Annotated in this window: 16 protein-coding genes; 13 read left to right on the plus strand and 3 right to left on the minus strand. The window is 36.9% G+C overall.

Annotated features, from left to right (window positions below; translation table 11 throughout):
- The first annotated feature begins 26 nt into the window (after positions 1–26).
- The 11 genes from AC1RFD_RS19175 to AC1RFD_RS19225 all read left to right on the plus strand — a co-directional run bounded on the left by AC1RFD_RS19175 (position 27) and on the right by AC1RFD_RS19225 (position 11,717).
- Complete coding sequence (locus tag AC1RFD_RS19175; protein WP_004231899.1) at positions 27–746, plus strand: YebC/PmpR family DNA-binding transcriptional regulator; 720 nt, start codon at positions 27–29, stop codon at positions 744–746.
- A gap of 64 nt (positions 747–810) precedes the next feature.
- Entirely contained in the window at positions 811–2,106 is a 1,296-nt protein-coding gene (locus tag AC1RFD_RS19180; RefSeq protein WP_492475186.1) for an arsenic transporter, read from the plus strand.
- Between the two features lie 82 nt (positions 2,107–2,188).
- Positions 2,189–3,937 carry a methyl-accepting chemotaxis protein gene (locus AC1RFD_RS19185; RefSeq protein WP_328023504.1) on the plus strand — a complete coding sequence of 583 codons (1,749 nt, stop codon included), beginning with the start codon at positions 2,189–2,191 and terminating at the stop codon, positions 3,935–3,937.
- 217 nt (positions 3,938–4,154) lie between these two features.
- On the plus strand, positions 4,155–5,897 hold the full coding sequence (locus AC1RFD_RS19190) for a methyl-accepting chemotaxis protein (RefSeq protein ID WP_492475187.1): 1,743 nt from the start codon (positions 4,155–4,157) through the stop codon (positions 5,895–5,897).
- Positions 5,898–5,974: 77 nt separating this feature from the next.
- On the plus strand, positions 5,975–6,550 hold the full coding sequence (locus AC1RFD_RS19195) for a YdcF family protein (protein ID WP_288585318.1): 576 nt from the start codon (positions 5,975–5,977) through the stop codon (positions 6,548–6,550).
- Positions 6,551–6,690: 140 nt separating this feature from the next.
- On the plus strand, positions 6,691–8,388 hold the full coding sequence (locus AC1RFD_RS19200; RefSeq protein WP_492475188.1) for a M3 family oligoendopeptidase: 1,698 nt from the start codon (positions 6,691–6,693) through the stop codon (positions 8,386–8,388).
- A gap of 165 nt (positions 8,389–8,553) precedes the next feature.
- On the plus strand, positions 8,554–9,645 hold the full coding sequence (locus AC1RFD_RS19205) for an AI-2E family transporter (protein ID WP_048394176.1): 1,092 nt from the start codon (positions 8,554–8,556) through the stop codon (positions 9,643–9,645).
- An 11-nt stretch (positions 9,646–9,656) separates the two neighbouring features.
- On the plus strand, positions 9,657–10,280 hold the full coding sequence (locus AC1RFD_RS19210) for an NUDIX hydrolase (RefSeq protein WP_036079462.1): 624 nt from the start codon (positions 9,657–9,659) through the stop codon (positions 10,278–10,280).
- A gap of 132 nt (positions 10,281–10,412) precedes the next feature.
- Positions 10,413–10,877 carry a hypothetical protein gene (locus AC1RFD_RS19215; protein WP_004231915.1) on the plus strand — a complete coding sequence of 155 codons (465 nt, stop codon included), beginning with the start codon at positions 10,413–10,415 and terminating at the stop codon, positions 10,875–10,877.
- Between the two features lie 22 nt (positions 10,878–10,899).
- On the plus strand, positions 10,900–11,091 hold the full coding sequence (locus tag AC1RFD_RS19220; protein ID WP_004231917.1) for a hypothetical protein: 192 nt from the start codon (positions 10,900–10,902) through the stop codon (positions 11,089–11,091).
- A gap of 17 nt (positions 11,092–11,108) precedes the next feature.
- On the plus strand, positions 11,109–11,717 hold the full coding sequence (locus AC1RFD_RS19225) for an alpha/beta hydrolase (RefSeq protein ID WP_066038002.1): 609 nt from the start codon (positions 11,109–11,111) through the stop codon (positions 11,715–11,717).
- A 46-nt stretch (positions 11,718–11,763) separates the two neighbouring features.
- Here AC1RFD_RS19225 and AC1RFD_RS19230 read toward each other — a convergent pair whose 3' ends face one another.
- From AC1RFD_RS19230 to AC1RFD_RS19240, 3 genes are all read right to left on the minus strand, one after another.
- Positions 11,764–13,875, minus strand: a complete 2,112-nt coding sequence (locus tag AC1RFD_RS19230; protein WP_066038003.1) for an MMPL family transporter — start codon at positions 13,873–13,875, stop codon at positions 11,764–11,766.
- Positions 13,876–13,980: 105 nt separating this feature from the next.
- Positions 13,981–14,997: an inorganic phosphate transporter gene (locus tag AC1RFD_RS19235; RefSeq protein WP_004231925.1), complete on the minus strand. Its 1,017-nt coding sequence runs from the start codon at positions 14,995–14,997 to the stop codon at positions 13,981–13,983.
- A 21-nt stretch (positions 14,998–15,018) separates the two neighbouring features.
- Positions 15,019–15,639 (minus strand): DUF47 domain-containing protein, encoded by a 621-nt coding sequence (locus tag AC1RFD_RS19240; RefSeq protein ID WP_004231927.1) that lies wholly within the window; start codon positions 15,637–15,639, stop codon positions 15,019–15,021.
- Positions 15,640–16,064: 425 nt separating this feature from the next.
- Here AC1RFD_RS19240 and AC1RFD_RS19245 point away from each other — a divergent pair, with 425 nt between their 5' ends.
- Positions 16,065–16,751 carry an ABC transporter ATP-binding protein gene (locus AC1RFD_RS19245; RefSeq protein ID WP_048394180.1) on the plus strand — a complete coding sequence of 229 codons (687 nt, stop codon included), beginning with the start codon at positions 16,065–16,067 and terminating at the stop codon, positions 16,749–16,751.
- Between the two features lies 1 nt (position 16,752).
- Positions 16,753–18,072 (plus strand): ABC transporter permease, encoded by a 1,320-nt coding sequence (locus tag AC1RFD_RS19250; RefSeq protein ID WP_288585301.1) that lies wholly within the window; start codon positions 16,753–16,755, stop codon positions 18,070–18,072.
- Positions 18,073–18,110 lie beyond the last annotated feature (38 nt).

Consider the following 18,110-nt stretch of genomic DNA (forward strand, 5'->3'; position numbering starts at 1 on the left):
TTATCTTTTGAAAGAGAGTGGAAACAATGGGTCGTAAGTGGAACAATATTAAAGAAAAGAAAGCGTCTAAAGATCAAAGCACAAGCCGTATTAATGCAAAATTTGGGCGAGAAATTTATGTGGCAGCTAAATCAGGCGAACCAGATCCAGAGTCAAACCGTGCACTTAAAGTAGTGCTTGAACGCGCAAAAACATACAGTGTTCCAAAACATATTATAGAAAAAGCCATTGATAAAGCAAAAGGTGGCGGTGATGAAAGCTTTGATGAATTACGTTATGAAGGCTTTGGACCAGCCGGCACAATGATTATCGTGGATGCTTTAACAAACAATGTAAATCGTACAGCATCAGATGTACGTGCAGCATTTGGTAAAAATAACGGCAATATGGGTGTCAGTGGATCTGTAGCTTATATGTTCGATTCAACAGCAGTTATTGGCTTAGAAGGTAAAACCGCTGATGAAGTACTAGAGATTTTAATGGAAGCTGATATTGATGCTCGCGATATTCTAGAAGAGGAAGAAGCGGTAATTATTTATGCAGAGCCAGACCAATTCTTTGCGACACAAGAAGCATTAAAGGCTGCGGGCGTAGAAGAATTTACAGTAGCAGAGCTTTCTATGTTGCCTCAAACAGAAGTGACTTTAACTGGCGACGATGTAGCGAAGTTTGAAAAACTAATTGATGCATTAGAAGATTTAGAAGATGTACAAAATGTTTTCCACAATGCAGATTTAGGCGAATAAATATTAACAAAATGAGTAAACCAGTAGCATTTAAGCTACTGGTTTTTAATTAGGGAGGAAAACGATGCAGACTGCTTTAGCCATTATTTTATTTTTAGTCACATTATTTTTTGTCATAGTGCAACCACGAAAACTATCAATTGGCTGGTCAGCCTGTATAGGAGCAGCTATTGCGCTATTAATAGGTGTAGTAACCTGGCAGGATGTGTTAGAGGTAACGGGGATTGTTTGGAATGCAACGCTATCATTTATTGGTATTATTTTAATTTCACTCATCTTAGATGAAATTGGCTTTTTCGAATGGGCTGCTCTACATATGGCACGACTTGCAAAGGGAAGTGGAATTCGCTTATTTGTTTATATTAGTTGCCTTGGAGCTGTTGTATCGGCTTTGTTTGCGAACGATGGGGGTGCTTTAATTCTAACGCCGATCGTTTTAGCGATGGTGAGAAAACTGAACTTGAGTGAAAAAATGATCTTTCCATTTATTATTGCAAGTGGATTTATAGCAGATACAACCTCGTTACCGTTCGTTATTAGCAATTTAACGAATATCGTATCCGCTGACTTTTTCGATATAGGCTTTATAGATTATGCAGTTCATATGCTTGTACCGAATTTCTTTTCGTTAGTGGCAAGTATAGTAGTACTTTACATTGTTTTTCGCCGTTCCATACCACAACATTATTCTCTTGAGGCCGTTGAGCAACCAAGTCAGGCAATCCGAGATCCCAAATTATTTTCGATCGCTTGGTATGTAATTGGGATTCTATTAGTGGGCTTCGTAGCTGGTGAGGTTTTACACATCCCTGTATCTTTTATTTTATGTGGGGTCGCTGCAATATTCTTATGGCTAGCACAGCGTAGCTCTGTGGTAGATACAAAAAGAGTTGTAAAAGGAGCGCCATGGAGTATTGTGTTCTTCTCAATTGGCATGTATGTGGTTGTCTATGGGTTAAAAAATGTAGGGATGACAGGAATGTTAGCAAATTTATTTGAACTAGCTATACAACAGGGCTTCGTAGTAGCAACGATGACAATGGGATTTGTCGCTGCCATTTTGTCTGCTGTCATGAACAATTTACCTACTGTTATGATAGATGCTTTGGCGATTTCAGAAACAAGTGCATCGGGCATGATGAAAGAAGGACTGATTTATGCAAATATAATTGGTACGAATTTAGGTCCAAAAATGACACCGATTGGTTCACTGGCAACATTGCTATGGCTTCATATATTAGCCCAGAAAGGCATTAAAATTAGCTGGGGACAATATTTTAAAATCGGTGTTATTCTTACCATTCCGACACTGTTCGCCACTTTAATTGCATTAATTATTTGGATATGCTTAATATCATAGATTTATTGTCGAAATAGTTGAAAAAATAGTACAATAGGAACTATTAAGATATTAGTATATCAGTATATTAAAGGAGGAAAGTATGCGAGCGACAGGCAAATTAAGCAATAAAATAGTGTTAATGTTATTGGTAATGTTAGTGGCTTTGTTATCTTTTTTCGTTATAACAACTATCTACACAGCAAAATCATCTGTTAATAAAACCATGGGAACACAGGCAGTTGCAGTTGCTGAGAATATTGCAAAACATCTAAATGCTGCTGAATATGAACAACTCTCAAAGGAACCAAAAGAATCTGAGTTATATTGGCGACTTCGAGAAGAGCTCAACGAATTACGTGAAATAAATGGTGTTCTCTATGCCTATACTTTCGCAGTACCACAGGAAGATAAAAAGGTACGTTTTTTAGTGGACGGTATGCCAGCAGATGATCAAGAAAATGCTGGAGCTATAGGAGATGAGTCCTCCACCACATACTACAAGGATATTGAAAAGGTAAAGAATACAGGAAGTTATTATTCCGCTATTTTACATAGTGATTTTGGAGATTATTTATCTGGTACTGTTCCATTAAAGGATGAGGCAGGGAATACTGTTGCCTTTGTTGGGGTCGATATAGAAGCAACAGAGGTAAGCAATGTTGCGAATGCCGTATTAACGGCTATTTTACCTGCATTAATTATTGTCATATTAGCTTTAACAGGTATTGTTATGTTCATCCTATATCGTTATATTAATGGAGCGTTAAAACCTCTTGCACATTTAGGTGATGCAGCACAAAGTTTTGCTCAAGGTGATATTGCTAAGGCAACGATAGCAGTGGAGAAAATCCAGCTAAAAGGAGCAAATGAAATTACAATATTTGCACAATCCTTCAGAGAATCACTACAAAAATTAAAAGAAACTTTCCATACGATTCAACAACGCACATTTGCTTTACAAAATGTTGTTCAAAAAATTGATGAGACTTCTCAGCATGTGGAAGAATCAAACGCTCAAATTGCAGATCGAATTATTGAAATTGCTGCTGGTAGTGAGCAACAGCAGCAAAATAATCAAGAGGTTGTATTAACTATGAATGAGATGTCGATTGGTATTCAACGACTGGCTGATACAACTTCAGAAATTGCAGAGTCATCATCAGCAATGACGGGACTTGTGGAAACAAGTGTTAGTCATTCTCAAGAAGTTGTATCACAAATTCAAAACGTAGAATCTTCTGTTTTACGTACGGCTAATCATGTCGAGGAAATGGGTGATAAGTTCCGATCAATTGAAGAGATGGTGACCATCATTACGAGTATTGCGGATCAAACCAACCTACTAGCTTTAAACGCGGCAATAGAAGCAGCTAGAGCAGGAGAAGCTGGTAAAGGATTTGCGGTCGTGGCAGATGAAGTTCGTAAACTTGCAGAGATGTCTAAAGCATCTGCTGACGAAATACACATGCATTTAGAAAGCTTTAAGAAAATTACTGATCGAGCGTTACAAGAGATGGCTAGTAGTACCATAGATGTACAAGCAGGCAATAAAGCAGTGCAACACATAGGTGAAAGTCTAGAGAAAATATTGCAATCTGTCCTTGAGGTGAATAATAAAATTCAAGATGACTCTGCTGTCATTGAAGAAATGTCAGCAGGCTCTGAGGAAGTATTAGCTACTACCGAACAGATGAATGCTATTGCGAAGCATAGTGTCCTAGGAACAAAGGAAGTAGCAACTGCCTCAGATTTACAAGTAACGATGGTTTCTGAATTAAATGAAGTTGTAACAATATTAGATCAAACATCGAAAGAGGTTATAGAAACGATTAATACATTTAAATTATGATTAGTTTAGAACTATTTCTCTATAAGCTTATGTCTTGTGGAGAAATAGTTCTTTTTATTTTTGGCATTTAAAAATTTAACTGGAGATTAGCATAAAACAAACCATATTAAGGGAAATAAGAAAATAATTTGTGCTTTACCCATTGTGAAAACTTTCAAACCATAACATAATATAAAGTAATATATTGTTGAACGAAGAAAATAGGGGGGGCTAAAGTATGAAGTTTTTACGTTCAATACAGGGGAAATTGATTATTATTTCATTGGCACTACTAATTATTCCAAGTTTAATAATTGGTATAGTTAGTTATGGTAAGGCTAAGAATGGGATGGAGGATATAGGAGAACAGGTACTTTACAATAGTGTTGAATCTGCTTTGCAATTAATCGAGCTCGCAAACGAGAGTGTTGAAAAGGGTGACATACCCTTAGAGGTTGCACAGGAACGAGTACGTGAAGCATTTCTTGGTCCGAAAGATAGCGAAGGAAAACGGCCTATTAATTATCCGGGTGATTTAGGGGAATATGGCTATATCTATGTGTTGGATGATAAGGGAACATTAACAACACATCCAACACGAGAAGGAGATAATCTTTGGAATGACCAAGATAGCAGTGGCAATTACTTTATTCGAGAAGTAACTGAAAAGGCACTTGATGGTGGTGGTTTTACACAATATGAATTTGAACTACCAGGTCAGGATGTCTTAGCGGATAAAATTATTTATTCTGAGAAAGATCCACATTGGGGATGGATTATTGCATCAGGTACATATATGCAGGATTTTAATGCAGAGGCGAATTCTTTATTGCTAGTAATTGGTTTGACATTAGTAGGTGCCATAATTATTGGGACAATCGTTGTCATTCTTGTATCAAGACATCTGGCATTACCAGTTCAAAAATTATCTAAACGTGTACGTGAAGTAGCAAAAGGGAATTTAACGGTTGAAATTGAGCATTTACAGCGCTCGGATGAAATAGGACAGTTAAATGATGGCTTTAATGAAATGGTACAACAACTTAAAACACTTATTTCAGATGTGGAGGAAGCGATTGTAGAAATACAATCAACTTCAGCAAATTTAACCGCAGTAGCTGAAGAGACAAATGCCTATGGTGATGAAATCGTCAAAGCAATCAATGAAGTATCCAAGGGTGCAGTCAAGCAAGCATCTGATGCAGAGGATACAAACCGAACGGCTATCGAGTTTGCGCAGCAAATAGAAGGATTGCATGATAAAAATGAATTAATGTTAGATGCCTCACAGCATATGAAAAAATCAAATGAAGAAGGCCTAGTTAATCTAGAAAGCTTAAAGGATAAGTCGCGGGAGTCTTCAACTCTCGTTCAGAATATTCAGTCTGTATTTGGTAGCTTAATTGTCAAGGTACGTGAAATTGAAGGCATCGTGGGGACGATTACGGAGATTTCAGATCAAACGAATTTACTTGCACTTAACGCCTCTATTGAAGCAGCAAGAGCGGGTGAACAAGGTAAAGGATTCGCAGTTGTCGCGGAAGAGGTACGTAAACTTGCTGATCAAACCTCTGTAGCAACTGAGCTAGTACGCACGACGCTAAAAGGCATTGAAAGTGAAACAAACTTAGTCAATGGTGAAATGCAGAAAACCCATATCATTGTAAGTCAACAAAATGATTCTGTCATGGTAACAGAATCATCCTTTAAAGAAATTAAATTAGCTGTTGAAAAAATCATAGCCATTATAGGCGATACAACAGATAGCGTAGAATATTTAAATAGCTCTAAGAATACGATTATGCAATCGATTGAAAGCATTGCGATGATTAGTGAAAAGAATGCTGCTGCGTCTGAAGAGGTAACAGCATCTGTAGATGAGCAACAACGCGCAATACAACTCGTTAGCGAATCTTCCAATGATTTAACTGATGAAATATCTGCCTTACAGGAGTCTATTAAACGATTTATATTGAGATAATATCTTTCAGGGTGCTTGCTTAACAAGCATCCTTTTCTTTTTATCATCGTTAATAAAAGGTAAAGGAGGAATGATTTGTGAGAAGGTGGCTGATGACAATTGGTGTTATTTTAATCGGTATTGGAATCGTTCTTTATATTTGGCTGGGAAAAGAAATTGATCAGGGTATGGAACCGAATGCCAATGGTTCAGCTGATTATATGATTATATTGGGAGCAAAAGTAAGGCCAGGTGGTGTACCATCGCTTTCATTAAAAAGTAGATTAGAGGTGGCTGTTCCATACTTAACAAAATACCCACATGTTAAGGTCATTGTGTCAGGTGGACAAGGACCTGATGAAGATCGTACAGAGGCATCTGTAATGCAAGACTATTTGGAACAGCATGGCATCGATGTCGCGAGAATTATCATAGAAGATCAATCTACATCTACTTATGAAAATTTAGTATTCTCTAAAGAATTATTACCAAAAGAGACAAAGAAAATTACCATCGTTTCAAATGACTTCCATTTGAAACGTGCAAAATATCTTGCTGAATCGTTAGATTTTGAAGTAGATGTTCTATCAGCAAGAACACCAAAATCAGTAGAAGCAAAATTAAGAATAAGAGAAAGAGCGGCGTTATTAAAAACATATATTGTGGGCTATTAAAACAACAACGCCATTATATTTAGGAACTGCTTCTTTCTCAAAAAATCATGGAACAGAAAAGAGATAATTGTTTCTTAATAGATTCTATTTGGCATATAATAGAAATATTACGGGGTATAGGACAGAAAGAGGGGACTTTTATGACAACGTTTAAAGAATATCAATACAGCCGTCCAAATGTGGCATCAATGAAAGAGCAGCAGTTAGCACTCATTGAGCAATTTAAACAAGCACAATCGATGGACGAGCAAAGTAATATCATTGAAAAGCACAATGCAATTAGTAATGACTTTGCGACAATGGCTAATTTAGTATATATTCGTGCTTCAATCGATACGAACGATGAATTTTATCAAGCAGAACGTGACTATTTCGATGAAGTAGGTCCTGAGCTAGAAGAAGTAACGACGGAATACTATAAAGCTCTAATTGATTCACCATTTCGTGAGCAATTAGAAGAAAAATGGGGACAACAATTATTTGATCTAGCAACTTATCAAATTAAAGGCTTCTCACCAGAAGTTATTGATTTGATGCAAAAAGAAAACAAACTTGTTTCTGAGTACAATAAGCTTGTTGCATCTGCACAAATTGACTTTAATGGGGAAACATTAACACTCGCTCAACTTGGTCCGTTTGCAGAGTCAACGGATCGAGAAACACGTAAGGCGGCAACGGATGCTCGCTTTGGCTTCTTTGAACAGCATGAAGATGAATTCGATCGTTTATATGATGAACTTGTCAAGGTACGCCATGAAATTGCAATTAAACTTGGCTATAACAACTATGTTGAACTAGGCTATATTCGTATGAATCGGATTGATTACAATGCTGATATGGTTAAAAAATTCCGTGATCAGGTACGTGATTTAATTGTGCCTGTTGCAACGAAGCTTTACGAGCGTCAGGCAAAGCGAATTGGCATTGAAGATTTTAAATTTTATGATGAAGCACTTAACTTCTTATCAGGTAATGCTACACCAAAAGGGAATCCTGAGTGGATTGTAGCAAACGGTAAAAAAATGTATGAGGAACTTTCACCTGAAACAGGAGAGTTCTTTAATTTCATGATTGACCATGACTTAATGGATCTTGTAGCGAAGAAAGGGAAAGAAAGTGGTGGTTATTGTACGTTTATTGAAAACTATCATTCCCCATTCATTTTCTCAAATTTTAACGGTACTTCAGGTGACATCGATGTATTAACACATGAAGCTGGACATGCTTTCCAAGTTTATTCAAGTCGTAACATTGGCATTCCTGAGTATTTATGGCCTACCTACGAATCTTGTGAAATTCACTCGATGAGTATGGAATTCTTTACTTGGCCTTGGATGGAGCTGTTCTTTGAAGGTGATACAGAGAAATATAAATTTACACATTTAAGTAGTGGTCTTTTATTCTTACCATATGGTGTGGCAGTAGATGAGTTCCAGCATGTTATTTATGAAAATCCAACAATGACTCCTGCTGAACGTAAAGCTGCATGGAAAAAAATTGAGGAAACGTATTTACCACACCGTGACTATGATCATAACAGCTACCTAGAGGCTGGGGGCATTTGGCAACGTCAGGCTCACATCTATGCAAGTCCGTTCTACTACATTGATTACACGTTAGCACAAATTTGTGCCTTCCAATTCTGGAAACGCTCACGTGAAGAATTTGAAGCGGCTTGGAAAGACTATATTCATCTTTGTGGTTTAGGTGGCTCTATGTCCTTTACAAAGCTTGTAAAAGAGGCAGGTTTAATCTCGCCATTTGAGGATGGCTGTGTTGAATCGGTTATTGGAGAAATTGAGACATTCTTAAATTCCATAGATGATTCTTCTCTATAATTGATGACTTAAATTCGTTTCACTTCCACGATAACTATTATTGGGGAAGTGAGCGAATTTTTTAGTTTGTCAGAGGAGTTCTGTAAAAAAATACTAGGATACTTGCGAAATGGTTAATATATCAGTAGTATTTTCAGTAACTGCTATTAAAGGAAGTGAAAGAAAGTGACAAGGAAAGTTTGGTTTCAAGTAGGGGTAGGGATACTACTTACACTATTAATCATTAAATATTTTATAGAAATTCATTGGATTTTTTCACCGCTTGTCATCATATTAAAAGCCATTTTTGTGCCTTTACTACTTGGTGGTGTTCTCTATTATGTGACGGAACCAATTCAGAGATTTTTAGAAAAACGTAGATTTCCTCGATGGGGAAGTATATTGACGATTGTGTTCGGACTAATAGCAATGGTAGGTATTTTTGGCTGGATTATTGGTAACCCGATTGCCGAGCAGGTCAATAAATTAGTGAAAAATGCCCCTATGATTAGTACGAGTATTAGTACGAGCATCCAGCAATTAACAGACTATGTAACGCAAAATAAGGATAACTTCCCTGAGCAATTAAATGATGTTATCGAAAAAATGGCGAATTCGGTTCAAGATATTGCAGTAGTGGCGAGTAAAGGTTTTGTGTCCTTTTTACAATCCATTGTATCTGTGTCGTTATTAGCCATTTTAATTCCGTTCTTCTTTATTTTTATGCTGAAGGATCATGAGAAGTTTGCTCCATCCATCTATAAATATTTCAGTGGTGAACGTCAGCAATGGGTAAAGAAAACGTTAAGTGAAATTGATGATGTATTACGTACCTACATTCAGGGCCAACTGCAAATTAGTTTTTTATTAGCACTAATAATGTATGTAGGCTATTTAATTATCGGATTAGACTATTCGTTATTACTAGTGATTTTTGCATTCTTTATGAATATGATTCCATTTATCGGGCCTTGGATTGCCTTTGCGCCAGCCCTGATTGTGGCAGTTATTCAAGATCCAATTTTAGTGGTGTGGGTTTCGGTTGTGACGCTGGTTGCTCAGCAAATAGACAGCAACTTTATTACACCTAATGTCATGGGGAAATCACTTGATATCCACCCCCTTACCGTTATTACAATTATTTTAGCGGCAGGTAATATAGCAGGTTTTATTGGTATTATTATCGCTGTACCATTTTATGCAGTCTTAAAGGTTATCGTATCCAATATTTATGATCAACGTAATGCAATTAAGAAAAAAGCGACGAAGTCAGTATAGGAGTCGAAACAATGGAACAAGAAATTGTAAAGGTATTTAATGAACAGCATGAGCAAATTGGGACAGCTACGAGAGCGGAAGTGCATGAAAAGGGGCTTTGGCATGAGACTTTTCATTGCTGGCTTGTAAATGAAGACTATATTTATTTTCAAGTACGTAGTTCACAGAAAAAGGATTATCCAGGGTTACTCGATATTACAGCAGCAGGACATCTTTTAGCGATTGAGACAGTAGAGTCAGGCATTCGAGAAGTAAAAGAAGAATTGGGACTTAATATTGATGTCCATGAAGTTGTCAAAATGGGCATGACATCTTGTAGTATCGTTTCTGAAAATATGATCGACAATGAATTTTGCCATGTCTACATATATCCTTTCAAGCATGATTGGGATTCCTTTGCTTTGCAGTATGAAGAAGTATCGGGTGTAGTTAGAGCGAGGCTAAATGAGGCGGAGGCTTTCTTCTTGGGAGAAACGACGACACTTAATATTGAAGGGTATGAATATTTCCCTGATGGTCAACGTGTGAGAATTGTCAGACCAGTAGGTACTGCACAATTTGTTCCTTATCGGGAATTGTATGTTGCACAGGTGATAAAATTCACACGTGAAAAAATATTTAATCAAACCTCATAAGTTTAAATAGGATAAGCTAATATTAGCTTGTCCTATTTTCTTGCGCAAAAATGATTTAGAAACGACACGATACAATAGGAAAAAATGAGTTATACTGATAGATAGATTGTAAAGAAAAGGAGCATTTTTTATATGCTAACATTTGAACAAAAACAAGCGATTATTGAATCGTTTTCTGAGCTAACAAAAAAAGAAATTTCTTTAAAGCGCCTAAATTATCATTACATGGACAGTCTTTACGAAAAGACGATTGTAGTTGAGAAATTACATCCAAACGGCAATGGCTTTGTCTTTGTAGGAGATTTATTACGCTATGAGAATGAGGCTAATGATAAAGGATTAGTAAATATCCGTGATTACGATGAACAACAACTTCGTGAAATTATTGAAGACGCAATCCAATATTTATCTGAAGAAGTAGAAGAGCAGGAGCCAATTGTAGAGATTTGGCATAGTCGCGATGGTAGTCAGTTACAGCTAGCTTTTGAGCAACGTTCGTGGAACGTGTATCATGGAGACAATCTGGAAGAGGCATTTGGTACGTATGAGGCAGCAAAGGAATATTTACTAGAAGAAGGCTTTCGTACAAAGAAATAAGAAATACGGGGGATCATGATAGATGAACGGAAAAAAATTAGTGGGAATTGTTATTGTTGTTGTGATTGCGGCATGTTTATTTTCAGTTTATACCATTACTAATTTTTATAAAAATCACGAAGAACAGCCAAATCGTGAAAATCGTGAAATTAATAAGTCAAAGAGCTTGAATTTAATTTTGCCACAGGCTACAATTATCTCGAATTCAAGATAATTGAGAGGTGACTGTCAGTGCAACATATTTTTTATAAAGGTACAGACGAAACAAAGCCGACATTATTATTGCTACATGGTACAGGTGGTAATGAGGAAAGTCTTATTGGGCTGGCAAAAGAAATAGATGAAACAGCCAATATTTTAAGTGTTCGCGGAAATGTACTTGAGCATGGAATGCCACGATTTTTCCGCCGATTAGCCGAAGGTGTCTTTGATATTGAGGATTTAATCTTTCGTACAAAGGAGCTTCATGAATTTTTAAAGACGTCAGCACAGCAATATGGCTTTGATCGCCAACGAATTGTAGCAATAGGGTATTCGAATGGTGCTAATATTGCAGCAAGCTTATTATTCCACTACGATGATGCGTTAGCAGGAGCTATTTTGCATCACCCAATGGTACCAAGACGTGGTATTGAATTACCGCAACTTTCTCCAACACCTGTGTTTATCGGTGCTGGTACGAATGATCCGATGTGTACAGCACAGGAGTCTGAGGATTTAGAAACTCTTTTAAGTGCTGCAGGTGCCAAAGTAACGACGAAATGGTTTAATTTTGGTCATCAACTAACAATGCCTGAAGTACAAGCTGCAAAAGAATGGTATAAAAGCATCTACGCTTAATTGAAAAATCCACCTCCTTTTATAAGGGAGGCGGATTTTCTTTATGTTATTTACTTTTCTTTGAGAAAGGAAGCCACCAGTTCCAATCACCAAACAGCTTCATGAGACTAGGCACAAGCATAAGACGAATAATTGTTGCATCAATGGCAACAGCAATAGCGATACCCACACCAATTTGCTTCACAGGCATTACATCTGTGAAGGCAAATGCACCTGTAATAACAATCATGATAAGCGCTGCAGATGTAATTATTCGGCTAGTGGATGTTAAGCCATCAATTGTTGCACGCGTATTATCGGAGCCCTTTAAATATTCCTCTTGGATACGAGAAATTAAAAAGACTTCATAGTCCATACTTAAGCCAAATACAAGACAAAAAACAATAACTGGAATGATTAGCACGATGGAGCTTGCTTCAATACCAAAATGACCATATTGGAAAATATAAACGAGTATCCCGAATGCAGATGAAAGCCCAATAATGTTCATGATTATTGCCTTTAACGGAATTAAGATAGAACGGAATGCCAACATTAAAATAAAGAATGTAGAAACGATAATAATTGCTATAGCTAAAACAATTTTATTAGCAATTTCATCAAAGATTTCTTGGTTGAATTTAGCTGGTCCACCAAGTGCAAAATCCACGCCCAGGTCTTTGTCCATCCATGTTCGGGCAAATTTTTGAGCTTTAGAGGAAGAACCTGCTGCATCAATTGTAATAGGAACAAATAGCTGTGTATCCTTTGAAAATGAATTAATAACAGGTTTTAATTGTTCAGCAACCTGTGGAATAGCTAAAGAAGCAGAAAGCTCCTCTGGTGTTTGAATGTTAGCAGCTGTATAAATAGTTGAAACATTAGTCACTAATGGGTCCTTTAATAGCTTTTCTTGAATAGTATAAATTAGCTCTCTACCCTCAGTATCCTCCCAGCCATCTTTTCGTTCAGCCAACAAATATAATGTAGAAGATTCACCTAGTCCAAACGTTTCATCTAATTTATCGTATGCTGCACGAGCATCATATTTCGTAGGTAAGGAGTCCACCTGTGGAATGGTTAATTGGATATCCTTTAAAGGGATCATGCCGATGCCTAGTAATAATAATGCTGAAATCACTATAGCTACTGGATGCTTCATGACAAAACCTGCAAAGCCACGCCAACGATTTGCCCCACCTGGTTTAACGCGTATTAAGCGCCATTTATTAAGTCTATCTCCTAATAGCATCATAGTGGCAGGAAGTAATGTTAAGCCAGAAAGAACGGCTAACAGGACGACTATAGTGCCTCCTAGGGCGATATTATGAAAAATTTCTACATCAATGACAATCATCGCACCTAAGCCAATCATGACACAGACTGCGGAGAAAATGATAGAACGACCTGCTGTCTGAATAGCAGTTTGAATGGCTTGAGCAATAGAAGTATGTGTGCGTTCTTCTCTGTAACGATTAATAAACAGCAACGCAAAATCAATACTTAAAGCCAGCCCAAGCATTGGAACAATATTTAAGACGAAAATAGATAGATTTACATTAGCACTGAGCAGTGTCATCATACCAAAGGCGGTAACCACTGTCACAACACCAATGACGATTGGCAAAATAGAAGCAACAACTGTACCAAACGCTAATAAGAGAACCACGATGGCAATTGGCAATCCAATGGCCTCAGCTGATGCCAAATCCTTTTGACTAGCAGTATTTATGTCAGCAGAAATAACAGGCCCTCCAGTGATACTAATTCCGTCTTTTTCAATTAATGAACGGAATTCCTCAACAATGTCAGGAAGGTTTTCTACATCGTTCTTTATGTGAACCATAGCATAGGCAATACCATCTTTCCGTAAAGAGGAGTCTTCTAAAGGTGATTGAATAGAATGAATCTCTTTTATGCTATCTAATTTTTTTAAAGTGTCTTCAATTTTCTGATCTTCAGCTGGATCAAAGACAACCAAAATCGTATTAGATGGTAAATCAAATTTTTCTGCTAGCTCGTTGGTAACATAGGTATGATCTGCTTCGACAAAGAAACCATCACCTTGAAGTTTGCCTGGAAGCTGTAAAGCAAAGTACGCCATTGCTAGAAAAATAATAAGCCATATGACTACGATTGCTTTCGCATGTGCTGTAATAAAAGCTGAAAATGTTTTCATAGTTGTTTATACATCCCCCTTTTCAATTAGTGTAAAGGATGTGTCACATTTTGTCGTGTGACAAAGTAAAGACTCCCATCCACTTTTTGGACAGGAGTCTTACTATTAAAAGAATAATGATAATATGAAATAAATAACAGATGCCATAACGGCAGAAATTGGCATTGTAATCACCCAAGTAGTAACAATCTTTCGAGCCATACCCCAGTTTACACCACGCACACGCTGTGCTGAACCGACACCCATAATGGAGGAAGAAATGACATGTGTTGTTGAAACTGGTAAGTGGATTAGCGTAGCGCCAAAAATAACAGTAGCAGATGCTAAATCTGCCGCAACACCATTAACAGGGCGGATTTTCATAATCTTACCACCAACCGTTTTAATGATTTTATAACCACCAATTGACGTACCTAGCCCCATTGCTGTAGCTGCAGCAGCACGCACCCAGAAAGGTATTTCATCTCCAGTGTGCAAGCCACCAGCGATTAACGCCATCGTCATAATCCCCATCGCTTTTTGCGCATCATTTGTACCATGGGTGAACGATTGGATGGCAGCAGTAAAAATTTGCATTGTACGGAAACCTTTATTCGTCCTATATAAATTTAAATTTTTAAACCATAGTTTAAAAAGAGTCATCATAATAAAGCCTGCACAAATAGCAAGTAAAGGTGAAAACACTAAAGCCATGATGATTTTAGTAAAGCCGCCATAGTTTAACACATTAAAACCAGCGGATGCGATTGCAGCACCGGCAATAGACCCAATCAATGTGTGTGAAGAACTTGACGGAATACCGAAATACCATGTCAATAAATTCCAAATTATAGCTGAAATTAATGCAGCTAAAATAACGACTGAGCCAGTTGTGTCTCCTTCAAAAGCATTTAATGCAAAAGGATCTACAATATCTTTTGTTAGAGCTTTTGCAACCCCTACAAAGGTGATAGCACCAATAAAGTTCATAGTTGCCGCCATAATGATTGCCGTGCGTGGCGGCAATGCTCTAGTAGAAACCGAAGTTGCAATAGCATTTGCTGTATCATGGAAGCCATTGATAAAGTCAAATGTTAGGGCAAAGATGACGACCAGTACGGTTAATATAATGATTGTGTTCATTGTAAAGTGCCCATCTCCTAATTATGCGTTACGCATGATAATTGTTTCCATAGTATTTGCTACGTTTTGACAATGATCAGCGATATCTTCAAGTTGTTCATAAATATCCTTAAATTTAATGAGGCGGATTGGATCTTTTTCATTTAAAAATAACTTCTTAATAGAAGTACGTTGTACCTCATCACATTCACGTTCATAGTCTTTAATAAGAATTGCGTGTGGACGCATGCCAATTAGATTCTTTTTCTTTAACTCTTCTGTCGCTTTGACTATTTCATCAGCACTTTTTGAAATAAACCCTAAGAAAATGCGCATAGATTCATCAATCTCAGTGAGCGAAAACATTTCAAAGTGTGCAATACAGTGTTCTGTTCCATCTAAAACATCATCCATACGAATGGCGAGCTCTAAAATATCCTCACGTTCAATAGGTGTCATGAATGATTTGTTTAACATGACAATCAGTTCATGAATAAGCTTATCACCAGCAGTTTCATAATTTTTCATTGTAATGCTAATCTCTTTTAGGTCAGCTACACTGTTAATACGAAAATCATTTGCGTAATGTACAGCCTCTCTCATATTTTCAGCAATTTTATGCAATGCAATAAAGAAAGGGTCTTGTTTTTTTGAGTTAAGCATGTGAATCGAATCCTCCTGGATATAAATAAATTAATCGACCTCTAAACTTTACTATCATAACAAAATCTTTAATTTATCTACATAAAAATTTACTAATCGACATGAAAATTTACATTGCTGTAATATACAATTCGTTCACAAAATATAAGGTAATCCAGCTGTATTTATTTTTATGAGTACAGATAAAACCTTGATATAAATGGCTATTCTTCTGTAATGGTGACTTATTAGTACAGATTAAGACACGAAAGATAATAGAAGGTAATAAAAATAGCGCATTCGAATTGTAAAGGTATTGTAAATTCATTTGATAACCAGAAGAGTACCTTCTTATTCTTAAGAATATCTTCATTTTTATCCTCCCTCTTTATTAAGAATTGTTTACTACAATGGAAAATGAATAGGAAAGGAGCGTTTATTAACTAATGATTCAGGTTGAAAACTTACAACATACATTTTTAATTGGAAAACGAGGGAAGGAAAAGCAAGTGCCGGTATTGAAAGGTGTGAACTTCGAGGTCCATAAAGGAGAAATTGTGGCCATTGTAGGTAAAAGTGGCTCAGGAAAATCGACCTTATTACAAGTTCTAGCTGGTTTTATGAAGGCTGAACAGGGCTCTATTAAAGTAAATGGAAAGGAAACAGCCCATCTAACTGAAACAGAAAGTGCTGCCTTCCGTTTACGTCAATTCGGTTTTATTTTTCAAAACTTTCAATTGATGCCTGGTTTAACTGCTTTTGAAAATATCGAATTACCTTTAAAGCTACAGGGTTTGCGTAAGGCTATGCGCAAAGAAAAAGTGAAGAAATTAATGGACAAGGTTGGTTTGACAGAAGTAGCAGACCATTATCCCAATGAATTGTCAGGCGGACAGCAACAGCGTGTCAGCATTGCACGAGCCCTTATTACGAATCCTCCTATATTACTTGCTGATGAGCCAACAGGGAGTCTCGATTCAGAAACCGAGCAGGATATCTTATTGCTTATTCAAAGTTTAAATCGGGAATTAGGGCTAACTTTTGTCATTATCACGCACGATGAAGAAGTAGCTACTATCGCACATAGACGCTTCCGCATGTACGATGGAGAACTTGTAAAGGAGGAAGCTTAACATGTTATTTAAGGATCAATTAGATTTTGTAACACAGCATATCAAGAAAAATAAGCTGCGTGTGTTTATGACGATACTAGCTGCAACGATGGGCTGTGCCTTTTTAATCGTGCTAGCATCCGTTGGTTTTGGTTTACAGGAATCTTTACGTAATGAAATTCTTTCAAACGAAACAGTTACAAAAATTCAAGTATATGGCGATAAGCAATTAACTGAAGAACAAGTACAAGAAATTAAAAAAATGGAACATGTAGAAACGGTGCTTGAAACAATTAGTGTCAATGCTACCGCACAATCATTTTTTGAAGATCGTGATACTACTTCTAATTTAATATTGTCAGATATGCAGGACTTTGAACAGGTAAATGGAAAGCTTGCAAAAGGGCGTTATCCAACGGAATCTAATGAAATTGTTGTAGGGTATCATTTTGCTCAAACATTATTGAATGAAAGAGAACGTGATGTCATTGCGGAAAAAAGTAAAAAGGCTGAAGCAGAGGGTACGTATTATGATGGTAGTGAAGAGGGCTATAAAGAATCATTGATTGGAAAGAACATAGATCTGTCCTTAGTTCCTCACACGGGTACAAATGATGAAACGCAAAAAATGAGCTATACAATTGTTGGCGTAATGGAGAAACCTTCTTATGATTGGATGGTTGATAACGCTATTCATATGGACAAAGAGCAAAAAGCAGTATGGGTTGAAAATTTATCTACAGATAGTAACATGGCAGAGGATGAGCTGTTTTACTCTGAATTTAATATTTATGCGGATACATTAGAAAACGTAAAGTCGATTTTAGAGAAGTTAAAAGATAAGGGCTATAGCGTATATTCAGTAACAGAGCAACTAGATCAAATGAATGTATTTTTCCTTGTCTTAAAAATTGGCTTAATCTTTGTTGGTACAATTGCTGTGTTGATTGCTTCCATTGGTATTTTTAATACAATGACAATGGCTGTGACAGAGCGAACACGTGAAATTGGTGTATTAAAGGCAATTGGGGCAAGTCCGAAGCTTATACAACGGTTATTTTTAATGGAAAGCACATTTATCGGTATTTTTGGTACGCTAATTGCTGTTGTCATCTCGTATGCTATTAGCTTTGCGGCTAATGCAGCATTACCATTAATTCTTAAGGCGGCAACAGGGGAGGAAGCTTTTGCAACAAATGATATAACATTTTCTCTTATTCCATGGCAACTAGTCATTATTGCAGCAGCCATTAGTGTTGGTGTAGCGATGATTTCAGGTTATCGCCCAGCACGTAAAGCAACAAAAATCGACGTTATTCAAGCTTTACGACAAGAGTTATAATAAAAAAGGCGGTCCAATCAACATTGGATCGCCTTTTA

Source organism: Lysinibacillus sp. GW823-FHT02G10, from assembly GCF_058797135.1.

Excerpts from the sequence above, each read along its gene's own strand:
- AC1RFD_RS19175 (WP_004231899.1), top strand. The coding sequence starts at position 27 with ATGGGTCGTAAGTGGAACAATATTAAAGAAAAGAAAGCGTCTAAAGAT.
- AC1RFD_RS19180 (WP_492475186.1), top strand. The coding sequence starts at position 811 with ATGCAGACTGCTTTAGCCATTATTTTATTTTTAGTCACATTATTTTTT.
- AC1RFD_RS19185 (WP_328023504.1), top strand. The coding sequence starts at position 2,189 with ATGCGAGCGACAGGCAAATTAAGCAATAAAATAGTGTTAATGTTATTG.
- AC1RFD_RS19190 (WP_492475187.1), top strand. The coding sequence starts at position 4,155 with ATGAAGTTTTTACGTTCAATACAGGGGAAATTGATTATTATTTCATTG.
- AC1RFD_RS19200 (WP_492475188.1), top strand. The coding sequence starts at position 6,691 with ATGACAACGTTTAAAGAATATCAATACAGCCGTCCAAATGTGGCATCA.
- AC1RFD_RS19210 (WP_036079462.1), top strand. The coding sequence starts at position 9,657 with ATGGAACAAGAAATTGTAAAGGTATTTAATGAACAGCATGAGCAAATT.
- AC1RFD_RS19215 (WP_004231915.1), top strand. The coding sequence starts at position 10,413 with ATGCTAACATTTGAACAAAAACAAGCGATTATTGAATCGTTTTCTGAG.
- AC1RFD_RS19220 (WP_004231917.1), top strand. The coding sequence starts at position 10,900 with ATGAACGGAAAAAAATTAGTGGGAATTGTTATTGTTGTTGTGATTGCG.
- AC1RFD_RS19230 (WP_066038003.1), bottom strand. The coding sequence starts at position 13,875 with ATGAAAACATTTTCAGCTTTTATTACAGCACATGCGAAAGCAATCGTA.
- AC1RFD_RS19235 (WP_004231925.1), bottom strand. The coding sequence starts at position 14,997 with ATGAACACAATCATTATATTAACCGTACTGGTCGTCATCTTTGCCCTA.
- AC1RFD_RS19240 (WP_004231927.1), bottom strand. The coding sequence starts at position 15,639 with ATGCTTAACTCAAAAAAACAAGACCCTTTCTTTATTGCATTGCATAAA.
- AC1RFD_RS19245 (WP_048394180.1), top strand. The coding sequence starts at position 16,065 with ATGATTCAGGTTGAAAACTTACAACATACATTTTTAATTGGAAAACGA.
- AC1RFD_RS19250 (WP_288585301.1), top strand. The coding sequence starts at position 16,753 with ATGTTATTTAAGGATCAATTAGATTTTGTAACACAGCATATCAAGAAA.